This is a genomic window from Streptomyces sp. ALB3, from assembly GCF_044385685.1.
GTDB lineage: Bacteria > Actinomycetota > Actinomycetes > Streptomycetales > Streptomycetaceae > Streptomyces.
Genome location: NZ_JBISCE010000028.1, coordinates 32574 through 46411 on the forward strand (window position 1 = coordinate 32574; position 13838 = coordinate 46411).

At 72.0% G+C, this 13838-nt stretch carries 14 protein-coding genes and 1 pseudogene; 7 read left to right on the forward strand and 8 right to left on the reverse strand.

Annotation, left to right across the window (positions count from 1 at the left end):
* Positions 1-260 precede the first annotated feature (260 nt).
* Positions 261-1022 (forward strand): DeoR/GlpR family DNA-binding transcription regulator, encoded by a 762-nt coding sequence (locus tag ACHFIV_RS18185; RefSeq protein ID WP_398969804.1) that lies wholly within the window; start codon positions 261-263, stop codon positions 1020-1022.
* 158 nt (positions 1023-1180) lie between these two features.
* On the opposite strand, the pseudogene ACHFIV_RS18190 reads toward ACHFIV_RS18185, so the two are convergent.
* Positions 1181-1383 (reverse strand): annotated as a pseudogene (locus tag ACHFIV_RS18190) (hypothetical protein); the annotation flags it as partial.
* Positions 1384-1888: 505 nt separating this feature from the next.
* Here ACHFIV_RS18190 and ACHFIV_RS18195 point away from each other — a divergent pair.
* Positions 1889-2599: a DUF2470 domain-containing protein gene (locus ACHFIV_RS18195; protein WP_398969807.1), complete on the forward strand. Its 711-nt coding sequence runs from the start codon at positions 1889-1891 to the stop codon at positions 2597-2599.
* A gap of 95 nt (positions 2600-2694) precedes the next feature.
* On the opposite strand, the gene ACHFIV_RS18200 is transcribed toward ACHFIV_RS18195, so the two are convergent.
* A complete protein-coding gene (locus ACHFIV_RS18200; RefSeq protein WP_398969810.1) occupies positions 2695-3342 on the reverse strand; it encodes a dihydrofolate reductase family protein in 648 nt (215 codons plus the stop codon).
* Between the two features lie 215 nt (positions 3343-3557).
* The gene (locus ACHFIV_RS18205) at positions 3558-3635 is read right to left on the reverse strand and encodes a 50S ribosomal protein bL37 (protein ID WP_371604899.1); all 78 of its coding nucleotides are present in this window, start codon (positions 3633-3635) and stop codon (positions 3558-3560) included.
* Positions 3636-4040: 405 nt separating this feature from the next.
* Between ACHFIV_RS18205 and malX the strand changes: the two genes are divergently transcribed.
* Both malX and ACHFIV_RS18215 read left to right on the forward strand, forming a co-directional pair.
* Entirely contained in the window at positions 4041-5645 is a 1605-nt protein-coding gene (gene malX, locus ACHFIV_RS18210) for a maltose/glucose-specific PTS transporter subunit IIBC (RefSeq protein ID WP_398969813.1), read from the forward strand.
* A gap of 2 nt (positions 5646-5647) precedes the next feature.
* Entirely contained in the window at positions 5648-6850 is a 1203-nt protein-coding gene (locus ACHFIV_RS18215; protein WP_398969815.1) for a MalY/PatB family protein, read from the forward strand.
* 219 nt (positions 6851-7069) lie between these two features.
* Here ACHFIV_RS18215 and ACHFIV_RS18220 read toward each other — a convergent pair whose 3' ends face one another.
* Together ACHFIV_RS18220 and ACHFIV_RS18225 are read right to left on the reverse strand one after the other, a co-directional pair.
* Positions 7070-7690 (reverse strand): hypothetical protein, encoded by a 621-nt coding sequence (locus tag ACHFIV_RS18220; RefSeq protein ID WP_398969818.1) that lies wholly within the window; start codon positions 7688-7690, stop codon positions 7070-7072.
* 94 nt (positions 7691-7784) lie between these two features.
* Positions 7785-8441, reverse strand: coding sequence for a maleylpyruvate isomerase N-terminal domain-containing protein (locus ACHFIV_RS18225; protein WP_398969821.1), 657 nt, complete (start codon positions 8439-8441; stop codon positions 7785-7787).
* Positions 8442-8560: 119 nt separating this feature from the next.
* Between ACHFIV_RS18225 and ACHFIV_RS18230 the strand changes: the two genes are divergently transcribed.
* The 3 genes from ACHFIV_RS18230 (at position 8561) to ACHFIV_RS18240 (ending at position 10623) form a co-directional block, all read left to right on the forward strand.
* Positions 8561-9214, forward strand: coding sequence for a Type 1 glutamine amidotransferase-like domain-containing protein (locus ACHFIV_RS18230; protein WP_398969824.1), 654 nt, complete (start codon positions 8561-8563; stop codon positions 9212-9214).
* Between the two features lie 238 nt (positions 9215-9452).
* Complete coding sequence (locus ACHFIV_RS18235) at positions 9453-9875, forward strand: VOC family protein (RefSeq protein WP_398969826.1); 423 nt, start codon at positions 9453-9455, stop codon at positions 9873-9875.
* Between the two features lie 265 nt (positions 9876-10140).
* Positions 10141-10623, forward strand: coding sequence for an ATP-binding protein (locus tag ACHFIV_RS18240; protein WP_398969827.1), 483 nt, complete (start codon positions 10141-10143; stop codon positions 10621-10623).
* A 98-nt stretch (positions 10624-10721) separates the two neighbouring features.
* Here the strand turns inward: ACHFIV_RS18240 and ACHFIV_RS18245 are convergent, their stop codons facing one another.
* From ACHFIV_RS18245 to ACHFIV_RS18255, 3 genes are all read right to left on the reverse strand, one after another.
* Complete coding sequence (locus tag ACHFIV_RS18245; protein WP_398969912.1) at positions 10722-11276, reverse strand: transglycosylase SLT domain-containing protein; 555 nt, start codon at positions 11274-11276, stop codon at positions 10722-10724.
* 436 nt (positions 11277-11712) lie between these two features.
* The gene (locus ACHFIV_RS18250; RefSeq protein WP_398969914.1) at positions 11713-12642 is read right to left on the reverse strand and encodes a sugar kinase; all 930 of its coding nucleotides are present in this window, start codon (positions 12640-12642) and stop codon (positions 11713-11715) included.
* 56 nt (positions 12643-12698) lie between these two features.
* On the reverse strand, positions 12699-13364 hold the full coding sequence (locus tag ACHFIV_RS18255) for a bifunctional 4-hydroxy-2-oxoglutarate aldolase/2-dehydro-3-deoxy-phosphogluconate aldolase (protein WP_398969917.1): 666 nt from the start codon (positions 13362-13364) through the stop codon (positions 12699-12701).
* Positions 13365-13838: the final 474 nt, after the last annotated feature.

Sequence of the window (13838 nt, forward strand, 5' to 3'; positions counted from 1 at the left end):
TCGCCGTGCATGCCGCGGGGCGCTCCTCCCGACAGGCCGGATCGGGGCGCCCTGCACCCGCGGTCCGCCCTTCCGCAATGTTCTGTTGCCGGAAAAAGGAACACACTCGTCACACCTCTGGCGAGTGGCTGAAACCCGGCAGTCTCCTGCGGCCCGGCCGGACGGGTGTACGCCTTGGGGCCCGGGGCCGGGGATGGCGGCCCCGGGGTGACCACGCGGGTACTCCGGGGCCGTGATGTTCACTGTGGTAGAAACAGACCATGTCAGAGGAGACCACCGCCGAGGGCGACCACAGACGGGCGTCGATCGTCGCAGCACTCCGTGAGGGGGTGCGGCGCGTCGACGACCTGGCCCGTGGCTGCGGGGTCAGCACGATGACCATCCGACGCGATCTCCAGGTGCTGGAACAGCGGAACGAGATCCGCCGGGTCCGTGGCGGAGCCGTGCCCGTGGACGCCTGGACGTTCGACCACCGTCTCGGCCGGTCCGCAGCCGCCAAGGACCTGATCGCCGCGAAGCTGATGGCTCTCGTGCCGGACAAGGGCGGTATAGGCCTCGATGGTTCGACCACCGTCCACAGCCTCGCACGGTGCCTGCTGGAGCGACCGGTGCGCGACCTGACGGCGGTGACCACGGGCGTCGAGACCTTCCACACCCTGTCCAGGTCCCCCGGCTGCAGGGCGTACGCCACCGGCGGCACCGCGGACCTGCACACCGGCAGCCTGGTGGGTCCGCTGGCCCAGGTGACGCTCCAGCAGTTCGCGCTGCACACCTGCTTCCTCTCCGCGACGTACCTGGACGCCTCCGTCGGCACGACCGAGTTCACCGCCGACGAGGCAGCGGTGAAGCGGGCTTTCGCGGCTGTCTCCCGGCGGACCGTCCTGGCCGTCGACTCCTCGAAGCTGGGCCACCGGGCCGTGGCCAGATGCCTGGCACTGGACGACGTGGACGTCCTGGTGACCGAGCTCGGCCCGGAGGACGAACGGCTGGAGCCGTACCGGGGCCTGGTCGAGCTCATGTGAGGCGCGCCCGGCCGCAAGGTCGCCCCACGCCGGGCCCCGCTTCCCCGGCCGGAGCCCTTCGACGGCGGGCCGGTCGGCAGGCCGGGTCGCGTCCGGTGGAGTCCGGGAGCAGGACCGGTCCACCTCCGGGCCGCCGCCGTTGCCGGCGAACCGGGATCCGGGTCGGCCACGACGTCGCCGTCGGCCGAGCCGGTGATGTCACCTCCGTCAGGGCCGCACTGCCCCGGGCACCTCCGTGGGCCAGGATCCCGGACCCGTTGGCGGAGGGGTCGATACGCACGTGCGAGATGCGCGCTCCGGGCACGGAGCCGCCGCCCGACGTGAACTGGATCCCGTCGCAGGTCGAGTCGTGGATTTCCGTGACAACACGATCCAGCTGCCGTGGAGGGCCAACGGCATCGCGGTCCACGGCGGTCACGGCAACACGATCGGGGGCGCCGTCATCTCCGCAGTGGTCGTCATGGCCGATGTCCACCGGCGGGTTCTTCACGTACTTGCTCGACCGCACGGCCGGCGCGTCGTCACCGGTGTTCCTGGGGGACGAACGAACACCGTCGAATCGCGCGTTCCGTTCGCGAGGCCGACGCCGACCGCGCAGGTGGTGCGGATGCGCATGCCGGAGACCTCTCCCTTCCGTCATCGGTCCTCACAGCCGGTCCCGCCGCCACCCCCATCGGGGCAGTCGGCACCCCGGTCCGAGGGGGGCGGGCGAGGCCGTCGGCATGCGTCGGCGAGGACCGGCCGCCGACCACCGGCTCACGGGCGGCGTGAACGGCCTCCTGTCCGAATCCGGGCAAGTAGGTTAGGTTAGGCAAACCTAAGTAACTGCGATGAGGTCTCCCCGCCCGCTCCCCTGGAGAACTTGGATGCGTCCGTTCAACTCCCGCGCCACCCGGCCCACACCCGCCGAACGCGTGCTGTCGGTCCTGACCGCCGCCCACTCGATGACGGTGGTGAGCGACGGTCACGACCCCGTCGAGGTCCACCGCCTCGACGGCACCGCCGCGATGGGCCATATCCATCTGCACGAACCGTCCGAGTCCGGTGGCGCCGCCCAGCCAGGGCTCCGCATTCCTGTCCGGCTGGAGTTCACCGACATCGCGCCCACGCCCGTGCGGGACCGCACACGCGCCCGCGTCACGGTGACCGGCCTGCTGTCGGCCCCGTACAGCACGGAGACGACGGAGAGCACTTGCATGGAGTTCGGCCAGGCCGTGTTCGAGGACCACGGGGGCCGCGCCTTCGTCACGCTGGACACCTTGCAGGAGACGGATCCCGACCCCCTGGCCACCAGCGAGGCGGCCATGCTGACCCACCTGATGGACGACCACGACGAACTGGTCCCCCTGCTTCTGCGCCTCGTGCACCCCCGGCCGGAGAGGGGCGTGACGCGCGTTCTCCCGCTGGCGCTGGACCGTTACGGCGTGACCCTGCGTCTGGAGTATCCAGGCGCCCACCGCGACGCCCGCCTGCCGTTCCCGAAGCCCGTGGCCCGCCTCGACCAGGCCGGCCCTCAGATCCACGCCCTGCTGGCCGCCGCCCGCCGCGTCTCCCACCGCAATCAGCTGCTCACCTGAACACGGGCGCGCCGGGCCGGTCGGCCGCCTCCGACCGGCCGGCCCGGCGCGGCAGCCCTGGGACGCGGGGTGGCGGCCCCGGACCTGAGGTCCGGTCACTTCCGCCAGTACAGGTGGTGCGTCACCCCGCTCGGGCTGGGCACGGCCTCCAGGTGGTACCTGTCGAGCAGCTCGTCCGGGGAGTCCCAGAGGCGCAGCCCGGAGCCGAGCCTCACCGGCGAGACCGCCACATGCAAGGTGTCGACGAGGCCGGCGTCCAGGAACTCCCGGATGGTGGTGACTCCGCCGCCGAGCCGGACGTCCTTGCCCCGCGCCGCCTCCCGGGCCCGCTCCAGGACCGTGGCCGGGTCACCGTCGACGAAGTGGAACGTGGTGTCGGAGAGTGTGAACGAAGGGCGCTCATGGTGCGTCATGACGAACACCGGCGTGTGGAAAGGCGGCTCGTCGCCCCACCAGCCGCGCCACTCGTGGTCGTCCCACGGCCCGCGCTGGGGTCCGAACTTGTTGCGCCCCATGATCTCGGCACCGATGTGGTGGGCGAAGTCCCGCGTGAAGTAGTCGTCGAGGCCCCGGCTTCCCCCGGGATCGGTGCGGCGGGGCCAGCTCGCCGTGGCACCGGCCCAGGCGAACAGCTCCGCCGGGTCGACCGCGCGGCCGAACGGATGCTCCAGGCTCTGGTCCTCACCGGCGCCGACACCGTCACTCGAGACGTTGAAGTTCTGGACTCTCAGCAGCTGAGCCACGTGCTCCTCCTGTGTCGTCGTCAACGGTGACCGGACTGTCCGGCCGACGACCGGTCATCGACGCGTCGGACCGTTCCACGATCTGACCACGGAGGTGGGCCTGCGACACACGGAACCCGGAAGATCACCGCGAGCTCGTCCGCCCGCGTGGCGGGGTACCGCCCGGGACCACGGTCAGGGGGTGGCTGTGCCACCCCCCGACGTGCCGGCGCGCCTCAGGTCTGCGGACGGCTGCCGTGGTTCGCTCCGTTCTTGCGGCGGGCCTTCTTCTTGCGACGTCGCTTCGAGGACATCGAACCTCCTCATTCGGTAGCTTCTGAACACTATCCACCGGATTGTCCACTCCGGCGATCACTGAGCCCCTTACCCGAGGGAGTGGCGCCAAACACCGGACGTGGATCCGGGCGGGGAGCCTGTGTCACGGCGCGCGACGAGCGGTGCACACGGCGCGCAGGTCCGTCCGGCGCACTGCCCGGGCGGGTACCTCAGCTCCATGGACAGTCGCCGACCTGCTGTGATGTGATCCGTGCGGTGGAACGGCCCTGCCCGGCGCTGCTCACCGGGCGATCCCCAGGTGGGTCACGCGAAGGCGGACCGAACCCCGCGTCATGCCTTCCGCCGCTCGGCCACCCGTGGATCCCCGCATCTCCACGGCGAGCGCACGGGTCCGTCCCCCCAGGCTCGAAAGTTCCGTACACATGCAGAAGACCAAAGCCGCACTCTGGGAGTTCCTCCAGGGTCTCGGTAAGACGTTCATGCTCCCGGTGGCCCTGCTCGCGTTCTGCGGCATCATGCTGGGCATCGGCTCCTCGCTCTCCAGCGAGGCGGTCACCGACAACCTCCCCTTCCTGAAGGCCGAGGGCTTCCACCTCGTCTTCACGTGGATGGCCGGCACGGGTCTGGTGGCCTTCACCTTCCTGCCCGTCCTCTTCGCGATGGCGATCCCCCTCGGACTCGCCCGCGAGGACAAGGGTGTGGCCGCGTTCTCCGGTTTCGTCGGCTTCGCCGCCATGAACCTCGCGGTGAACTTCCATCTCACCGCCAGGGGCGTCGATCTCGAGGACGAGAAAGCGATCGAGCACTACGGCATAGCCGATGTGCTGGGCGTGCAGTCCATCGATACGGGCCTCCTCGGAGCTGTGGCCGTTGGCATCGTTGTCAGCCTCCTCCACCAGCGCTTTCGTACCCAGCGGATGCCTGACGCCCTGGCCTTCTTCGGCGGACTGCGCTTCGTCCCGATCATTTCGGCTCTCGTCCTGAGCGCCGCCGGTCTGCTCATTCCCCTGGTGTGGCCGGCCTTCAACGGCTGGATCACCGCCGTGGGGCGCGGCATCGGGCACACCGGTGTCTTCGGACCCTTCTTCTTCGGCATGGGAGAGGTGCTGCTGCGGCCGATCGGGCTCCACCACATCCTCGTGGCCATGTTCCGGTTCACCGACGTCGGCGGTTCGGGAGCCGTGTGCGGGGACAACGTCTCCGGGGCCCTGAACATGTTCTACGCGCACCTCGACTGCGCGGGCTCGCCGGACGCAGCCGTCACCGACGCGACGCACTTCCTCTCCCAGGGCAAGATGGCGTCGTATCTGGGCGGTCTGCCGGGCGCCGCGCTCGCGATGTACCACTGCGCGAGGAGGGAGATGCGCCCGGAGATCAAGGCTCTGCTCATCTCGGGCGTGGTGGCCTGCGTCGTCGGCGGCATCACGGAGCCGCTGGAGTTCCTCTTCCTGTTCGTCGCGCCGTGGCTCTACGCCGTCCACGCGGTCCTGGTGGGCCTCGGCTTCCTCACGGCGGCCGTGCTGGGAGTCTTCATCGGCAACACCGACGGCAATGTCATCGACTGGCTCGTCTTCGGGGTCCTTCAGGGCTCGACGACCAAGTGGTACCTGGTTCCGGTGATCGCGGCTGTGTGGTTCGCCGTGTACTACTTCCTCTTCCGCTGGGCGATCACGCGCTTCGACCTCAGGACGCCTGGCCGTGAGGAGCCGGAGCCCGGCGACGCGGACGGTGAGGACTCCGCCCAGGAGGGGACGGAGGGACCCGCGCGGGAGCTCGTCGCGGGGAAGTACGACGCTGCCGCCATCCTCGACGCGATCGGCGGCGCCGGCAACATCAGGTCCCTGGACAACTGCATCACCCGTCTGCGCATGACGGTGCAGGACGCCGGACAGGTCGACGAGGCACGGCTGAAGAAGCTCGGCGCCATCGGGGTGATCAAGCTCGACGGCCACAACGTGCAGGTCATCATCGGACCGCAGGTGCAGTCGGTGAAGGACGCCATCGCCACCATGATCCCGGTGGGCTGACCATGGCTCTCCCTCCGCCCGCCTCCCCCCGCGCGGCTCATGGGTCCCCGGAGGACCCCTACGGCTTCGGCGTGCCGGTGGACCGGCACGGCACCTGGTGCACGCAGTGGGACTACGTCGAGGACCGCTTCGGCGTCCCGGGTCTGCTGCCGTTCACGATCTCCGACATGGACTTCGAGACAGCGCCGGCCGTCATCGCCGCGCTCCGCGAACGCATGGAGCACGGTGTGCTCGGCTACTCCCGGTGGCGGCAGGACGACTTCCTCTCCGCGATCGTCCACTGGTACGCGACGCGGCACTCGACGGCCGTCGATCCCGCTTCGATCGTCTACGGGCCCTCCGTCGTCTACCAGCTGTCGCAGCTGCTCCGTCTGTGGTCGGACCCCGGTGACGGCGTCGTCGCGCACACACCCATGTACGACGCGTTCCCCAGGACCGTGGAGGCCCACGGGCGGCAGCTCCGCGCCTGCCCGCTCGACGACTGGGTGGAAATGGAGCGGCTCCTGGCGCTGCCCGACACCGCGGTGCTGCTGCTGTGTTCGCCGCACAATCCGACGGGCAGGGTCTGGTCCGCTGAGGAACTGGACCGGATGGCGCGGCTCTGCGCGCGGTACGGCGTGGCCGTCATCAGCGACGAGATCCACTCGGATCTCGCGCACGCCCCGCACGTCCACCGCCCGTGGGCCGGCCACGCCGGTGAGGGACGGTGGGCTGTCGTCACATCGGCGTCCAAGTCGTTCAACATCCCCGCACTGACGGGAAGTTACGGCATCGTCGGTGATCCGGCGTCACGTGACGCCTACCTGCGGCAGCTCAAGGACGCGGACGGCCTCTCCTCCCCCGCGGTGCTGTCGCTCGTCGGACACATCGCCGCGTACAGGGAGGGGGCGCCTTGGCTGGACTCCCTGCGCCCGTATCTCGCGGCCAACCTCGCGATGGTCGCCGACCGCCTGCGGGCCGAGTTCCCGCAGCTCGGCTGGAGACCGCCGCAGGCGGGGTATCTCGCCTGGCTGGACCTTCGGCCGCTCGGCGTCGACGACGACGCACTGCAGCGCGAGCTCGTCGAGGTGGAGCGGGTGGCCATCATGCCGGGAGCGGCGTACGGCTCCCCGGGGTGGCTGCGGCTCAACGTCGGGTGCCCCCGGTCCAAGGCGGAGGCGGGGGTCGAGGCGCTGGTCCGCGCGCTGCGCCGGCTCACCTGGTGACCTGGTCCGGAGACTCTGTCGCACGTAGCGGCAGACGCGGTCGAGGATCTGGTCGGCGGTCCTGGTCCGCTCGAAGGGCCGGGCGGCGTCGTTCCGGAGTCACCAGGAGCGTTGCCGGCTCCGTCTGCCGGGCCGTACGGGCGAGGGCGGACGGAGGGGGCGTCCCGCCCGCCCCGATACCCTGCCCGGCTCGTGCGGCCCGGGCCGCGCACCCGCGGATCAGTGTCCGGCCGCTGCCTTCACGAGGGCGACCGCGACACCGATCACCGCGTCGGCCAGGCCGGCCAGCACCGCGAGGAGGACACCGCCGCCCATGCGGAGACCTCCCGCGCAGCCCCAGGCGAAGAGGGAGGCGATACCCACGCCGGCCGCCGTCATCAGCGCGGCGGAGAGGGACAGTACGTCCAGGGCGGCGAGGGCGATCGTCACAGCCGGGCCCACCGCGCACGACAGCAACGGGCTGCTGACGTACAGCATGCGCCGCAGGTCCTGACCGGTGGCGAGATGGCGGTGCACCGTGCGGTGCGCCTGCTGGTCGGCCACGAACGCCGCGAGCCACAGTCCGAGAGCGGTGGTCAGAACCGTGGCCAGGGCGCCCGTGGTGCCCGCCTCGCTCACGGAGAGGCCGACCACCACGGCGATCATCGTGATCGTCGCGTAGATCCGCTCCTTGAGCCGGTCCGCGGGCGCACCCTCGATCCGCTCGGGCGCCGGGTCCGGCCGCCGGTCCTCCGCCATCCGGTTCCCCTCGCCCTTCACGGGACGGCGGACGTCGCGCGCCCCTGTTCCGGCACAGCAGCAAGAGCCCACGGACAGCACCGTGGCCACGGCCACCAGCATGCCTCCTCGGAGGCCCGAAAGCCGGAACCCCGGGAGGGGAGAGCGGTGCGGCGGTCCGTCCGGAGCGAGGGGGCGGCCCCGGGCGGCCGGGCGGTCAGGCGAGGACGAACGGGAGTCTGTCGGCCAGTTCGCCCAGGACGGCCGTCTCGGCGTCGGTCGGGGGACGCCGTCCGGTACCGACCAGCAGCACGTCCTCGTCCGGGAGTGAAGCGGGGAACGCGGTCCCGGCGATCTCCTCCAGCAACCGACGGGACCGGGCCAGTCCCTCCTCGGGGACGTCCTGGGCGTCCGGGAGGTGCGCGACGAGGTCGAGGTGGTGCAGCGTCCACTCCAGGACGTAGGCGGTGAGGTAGTCGTCCACGGTCATGACCTGTCCGCGGGTGCCGACCCGGAGCCCGGGGTCGGCCAGCGCGGCGGCACGGCCGGCCGCGGACCCCACGTCGTCCAGGTGGAACTTCAGCAGCCGGGGCTCCTCGTAGGCGGCGGCCAGCCGGACGGTCACCGCGTCGAGCGGGTCGTCGCCGCTCGGCGGTGTCCCGGACACCTCCCAGTAGGTCGCCGCGTCGCGGGTCGGTTCCGTGGCGGCCGGTGTCACGAGGGTGACCAGGACGTCCTGGGCGTCGATGACCAGATGGCACACCAAGTCCCGCACGAGCCAGCCGGCACAGCCGGACGGCTGCGAGAACTCCTCGTCCGGGAGCTCGGCGACCGCCGTGCGCAAGGCGTTCCACGACCGCGCGAAGAGATCCACACGGGCACGCTAGTGCGGTGCGGCCGGCATGTTCAAGCACATACGGACGGCCGCGCAGGCGGTCACCCCGAGAAGGGGGAAGCCCCGTGCGGCCCCGTCCGCCGCACTACGGTGCTCGGATGCGCATGTACCTTTCCTCTTTCCGCACGGGTGAGCGCCCCGATCAGATGCTGGCGCTGCTGACGGACCCTGCCGCCACGGGCGAGGTCGCTGTGATCGCCAACGCGGTCGACGCCCTGCCGGCGGGCGAGCGCCGGGCGGCCGTCGAGCAGGAGGCCGACGAGCTCGCCGGGCTCGGGCTGCGTCCTGTGGAGATCGACCTCCGGGCGTACTTCGGCGCGCCCGCAGCCCGGACCGCCGACGCCCTGTCCCGGTTCCCCCTGGTCTGGGTCCGCGGGGGCAACGTGTTCGTCCTGCGCCAGGCCCTGGCGAGAAGCGGCGCCGACACGGCCCTGGCCGGTCTGGTGAGCCGTGACGCCCTCGTCTACGCCGGTTACAGCGCCGGCGCCTGCGTCCTCGCCCCGGGCCTGCACGGGCTGGAGGACTGCGACGACCCCGATGCGGTACGGACGGCCTACGGCGACGAGGCCCGTTGGGACGGACTGGCACTCCTCCCCTATGTGGTGGTGCCCCACGTCGACTCCCCAGGGCATCCCGAGACGGACATCCTCGGCATCGTGGCCGACCGCTACCGTGCCGCGGGAACCGCCCACCGGACCCTGCGTGACGGCCAGGCCATCGTGATCGACGGCAGGAGCACCCGGGTCTTCTGATCTCCCGTCGGCTGCGGCTCCGGTCGTGCCGTACGCCATCTGGGGTCCGGGGCAGGGGACGGCCGCCGAGCGCCGGGAGGTGCCCGCGGCCTTCGGGTGGAGGACAGAACCCGTCCTCCACCGGTGACAGCGTGAGGGCCACCACGCGGACCGGGCGCACCACGCGCGCGGAGTCGACGGCCGCCCTGTGGGCGGCCGTCCGGCGCTCGCCCCGATCGACCGAAAGCCAGGAGCCATCATGTCCGTCACCACCACGACCCACCTGAACTTCCGCGGCGACGCCCGCGCGGCGCTCGACTTCTATCACTCCGTGTTCGGCGGGGACGTCGTAGCCGTCACCTACCGGGAGGCAGGCGCCGCGCAGGACCCGGAGGAGGCGGACCAGGTCATGTGGGGCCAGGTCGCCGGGGACGACGGCTTCCGTGTCATGGCTTACGACGTGCCCTCACGGATGCCGTGGCACCCGGGTGAGAACGCCGTCTTCGTCTCCCTGCGCGGTGACGACGCGGACGAGATCACCGCTCTCTGGGGCAGGCTGGCCGTCGGCTCGACCGTCGTGCAGCCGCTGGAGCCGGCCCTGTGGGCACCCCTCTACGGCATGCTCAAGGACCGCTTCGGCGTCGTCTGGGTTCTGGACGTGGCCGCCCCGTACAGCGGCTGACCGTCGTGTCCGCTCCCGGTCCGACGGCGGCGGACCGGCGATGTCCCGGCCCGCCGCCCGGGCGGGGTGGGGCTCCGTGAGCCACCGGACGGACCACGGATGTGGCACGTCACCGGCAGGTGTCCTGAGGAGGCCGGGGCTTCACGCTCACCCGTCGACGGCTCGCCGGATTCGTCGATTTCGCCGCGTCTGAAACGCGTGAGGGGGGGTAGACGGGGCGATGGGTGAGCTGCGTGGTGCAGCTGACCGGACGGGGGACGGTGTCATGGAACAGCTGACGACGAATGGCGAAGCGGCACAGGTCAGGGCGCCGGGCGCCCTCACGGGTGGGGCCGCGTACGACATGAGCTCTGCGGAGATCGCCCAGGCCCGCGCCTTCGTACGGGAGTTCCTGTCCGACGCCCGCTCCCTGCACGGCCTGGACGTGTCCGCGCGGGCGATGGACGTCGCCCAGCTGGTGGTGAGCGAGCTGGCCACGAACGTCTGCAAGTACGCTCCCGGCCCGTGTCTGCTGGATCTCGAGGTGGACGGCGGCATGGTGGGCATCACCATGTGGGACTCGGGTGCCGTGCTCCCCACCGCGCTGCCCGCCGATCCCGCCCGCGCGGGGCAGCATGGCCTCGAGATCGTTCTCGCGGTGTGCCAGAGCTTCGAGGTACGCCGTGAGCCCGTGGGTAAACGCGTCCGCGTGCAGATCTCACTGCTCGAGGGCTCGCGGAACGAACCGGCCGGCCCCACCCCCTGGTGACGGCCGCCGGGACTCGCCCGCTGCGTCACCGCCTCACGCGGAACGGCACGGCCGCACGCCTTTCCGGGCGTGCGGCCGTGCCGTTGTGCCGTCGGTGCTCAGTAGGCGGAGTCGACGTTGTCGATGGAGCCGTACTTGTCGGCCGCGTAGTTGGCGGCCGCGGTGATGTTGGCGACCGGATCGGTCAGGTCCTGCGGCGTTCCGGAGACGTGGTACGCGTCGAACGTCGGCTGGATCACCTGGAGCAGGCCCTTGGAGGGCGTGCCGTTCTGCGCGTTGACGTCCCAGCCGTTGGCCGCGTCGGGGTCACCGCCGGACTCGCGCATGATGTTGCGGTGCAGGCCCTCGTAGGTGCCCGGGATCCCCTTGGCGTCCATGATCTTGAGGGACGCCCGGATCCACGCGTCCAGGTTGTCCGGGTCGGCGACCGCCTTGTCGGCCTTCTCGGCCAGGGCGGCTGCCTGGGCGGCGACTCCGGCTGCCTGGACTCCGGCCGTCACCGCGCCGTGCGAGGCCGGTGCGGCGGCCTGGGCGGGGGACGGGACGAGCGTCATGGCTGCTGCTGCGGCTCCGACGGCGCACAGTCCGGAAACCGAGAACGTGCGGATCCGGGCGGTGCGGGCAGGGGCCGGGGACTGAGCGGACGTACGGATGGAACACTCTCCTCGCGCTGATGTCAGGGACGCCACGGGGTCTGCTGCGGAACGGAGTGCGGACGGGCCCCGGAGTGCGGAACACGGCGCCCTGCCGGACCGGGGCGTCGTCCCCCCGTGGGCTCGGTCCATGGTTAGCGGCGCACGAGGCGAGGGGCAACGACCGGCCTTACTACCGAGCTACGTAGGCGGGGGCCGGGGAGCCGAGCGGCGCGCTCCAACCCTCCGGACCCGGGCGGCACCATCTACTACCGCGCTTCGTATGTGACCTGGGACCTATGGGCCGACTCACAACCCCGGACCCGCCGGCCGCAGCGGGGCCCGGCCGGCACTTCTGGCCACAGCCGGCCTCCGGTGACGGCCCTCGGCCTCATCGGCCGCCGGTGCCGGCCCTCACGTCGGCGGGCGGCGTCCCCGCGGGCGCCCGGTCCCGGGGTCAGCGGATGGCGGAGCCGGGTGCGGCGGCGAGCAGGCCGAGCTCGTCGCGTCGGGGAAGTCCCTCCCAGTCGCCGTCCGAGGCGACGGCGAACGCACCGAGGGTGTTGGCCCGGGCAAGGCGTTCGGCCGGTGGCAGCCCGTCGAGGAGGCCCGAGAGGTATCCGGCGCAGAAGGCGTCGCCGGCGCCCACCGTGTCACGCACGGGCACGCGCAGAGCGGCCTGGGAGTGCCTGGCGCCCTGCCGGTCGCGGAACGCGGCGCCCTCTCCCCCGCGTTTGACGACCACTTCCCCCACCCCGGAGGCCAGCAGCGCATCGACCGCTCGCTCCTGCCCGCCGGGCGACTCGGTGAACTCGTCGGTCATGACCGGGAGCTCGTCGTCCGAGGCGATCAGGACGGTGAGGTGCGGAAGGAGTGGCCGAAGCGCCTTTCCGGCCTCCTCGGCCGTCCACAGACGCCGCCGGTGGTTGACGTCCAGGGTGACGGTCCACCCCTGCGCGTGCGCGTGGGCGGCGGCTGCGCGCACCGCCTCCAGAGGACCGGGGCCGAGAGCAGCCGTGATGCCGGTCAGGTGGAGCACCCGCGCACCGTCGCCGAGCGCGGGTGCGAGGTCGGCGGGGGTCAGCAGGGAGGCCGCGGAGTGGCCGCGCCAGTAGTGGACCCGCGCGAGGTCCGCGACGCGGCGCTCGCGGAGCATCGCGCCGGTGGGGGCCGTGGCGTGGAGGGCGGCGCGGGTGATGTCGACGCCTTCTCCGCGCAGGGTACGCAGGATGAGGCGGCCGGGCTCGTCGTCGCCGACGAGCCCGGCCCAGACGGCGCGATGGCCCAGCCGGGCCAGACCGATGGCGACGTTCGACTCGGCACCGGCGACGGTCGTGCGGGCCTGGGCGCCTACCGCCAGGGCTCCGGGCAGTTGGGCGGCCAGCATGGTCTCGCCGAACGTCAGCACATCGGCGGACGGGGTGGCATCTCCGGGCACGGCGGTCACGCCTCCCCCTGTGTGCCGCGGGCGCAGAGGGACACGAACCGGCGGGCGCGTTCGCGCAGGGCGGCCAGGTCGCCGCCGTGCGCGGCGTCACCCACCAGCGGCGATCCGACGCCGACCGCGACCGCGCCGTGTGCGAGGTACTGCTCGGCACCGGCGAGGTCCACGCCACCGACGGGCACGAACGGCAGGTCGGGGAAGGGGTCGCGGAGGGCCTTGAGGTAGGCGGGGCCGCCCAGCGAGGCGGGGAAGAGCTTGACGGCGTCGGCGCCGGCGCGCCGGGCCGCCACGGCCTCGGTCGGGGTGAGCGCACCGGCCAGGACCGGCAGCCCGGCCCGGACCGACGCGCCCACGGCTTCGGTGAGGGCGGGGGTGACGATCCAGCGGGCCCCCGCCTCGTGCGCGCGGGAGACGTCGTCCTCGGTCAGCACGGTGCCCATCCCGATGACGGTGCCGGGCCCCGCCTCGGCGGCGGCACGGCGTACGACGGCGAGGGCGTCCGTGGTGTTGAGGGAGACCTCGACGAGAGCCACGCCCTCGTCCGCGAGGGTCAGGACGGTGCGCAGGGCGGCGTCGGGGTCCGTGCCGCGCACGATGGCGGCCAGCCGGGTGCGGCCGAGCACGTCGGCGAAGGTGTCACTGTCGGGACGGGCAGGGGGGTGCATGTGGTTCACGTCCAGGTGGTTCACGGGGAGAGCGGGCCGTCGGGGAGCACCACTCGGCGTGGGCGGGCGAGACGGGCTCGCCGGGCGTCCGGGCGCCGTGTGCGTGGCGAGGGACCAGGGTCTGCCGGTCCTCGACGGTGGGGCCGGGGGGCCGGACCGCACGGTCGTCCGCCTCGACCGCCGGAGCCGGGGCCGTGGGCCGCACGGCATGTCCGTCGTGGACGGCATGGGCGGCTCCGGGGACTGCGGCGGGACGGCGTTCGAACGGTCGGTGGCGCCGGGGGCCACCACCACATGCATTAAATATGCATTATTGCTGGACACCAAGACGACAGCCGGCCCCCAGCAGCGCGCCACCGCGCGGGGCTGGTAATCGGCATGTCGAGTATGTGCTGATGGCATATCAAATTCTTTTCAGTGGGAAGAATTTGAAGCCACAGCACGGAGGGCCGTCTTGCCGCCCACCAAAGCGCC

Bases quoted from the DNA above. Each gene is read 5' to 3' on its own strand.
- ACHFIV_RS18250 (WP_398969914.1), bottom strand. From the start codon at position 12,642: ATGCTGGCCGCCCAACTGCCCGGAGCCCTGGCGGTAGGCGCCCAGGCC.
- ACHFIV_RS18185 (WP_398969804.1), top strand. From the start codon at position 261: ATGTCAGAGGAGACCACCGCCGAGGGCGACCACAGACGGGCGTCGATC.
- ACHFIV_RS18235 (WP_398969826.1), top strand. From the start codon at position 9,453: ATGTCCGTCACCACCACGACCCACCTGAACTTCCGCGGCGACGCCCGC.
- ACHFIV_RS18195 (WP_398969807.1), top strand. From the start codon at position 1,889: ATGCGTCCGTTCAACTCCCGCGCCACCCGGCCCACACCCGCCGAACGC.
- ACHFIV_RS18205 (WP_371604899.1), bottom strand. From the start codon at position 3,635: ATGTCCTCGAAGCGACGTCGCAAGAAGAAGGCCCGCCGCAAGAACGGA.
- malX (WP_398969813.1), top strand. From the start codon at position 4,041: ATGCAGAAGACCAAAGCCGCACTCTGGGAGTTCCTCCAGGGTCTCGGT.
- ACHFIV_RS18255 (WP_398969917.1), bottom strand. From the start codon at position 13,364: ATGCACCCCCCTGCCCGTCCCGACAGTGACACCTTCGCCGACGTGCTC.
- ACHFIV_RS18215 (WP_398969815.1), top strand. From the start codon at position 5,648: ATGGCTCTCCCTCCGCCCGCCTCCCCCCGCGCGGCTCATGGGTCCCCG.
- ACHFIV_RS18240 (WP_398969827.1), top strand. From the start codon at position 10,141: ATGGAACAGCTGACGACGAATGGCGAAGCGGCACAGGTCAGGGCGCCG.
- ACHFIV_RS18230 (WP_398969824.1), top strand. From the start codon at position 8,561: ATGCGCATGTACCTTTCCTCTTTCCGCACGGGTGAGCGCCCCGATCAG.
- ACHFIV_RS18220 (WP_398969818.1), bottom strand. From the start codon at position 7,690: ATGCTGGTGGCCGTGGCCACGGTGCTGTCCGTGGGCTCTTGCTGCTGT.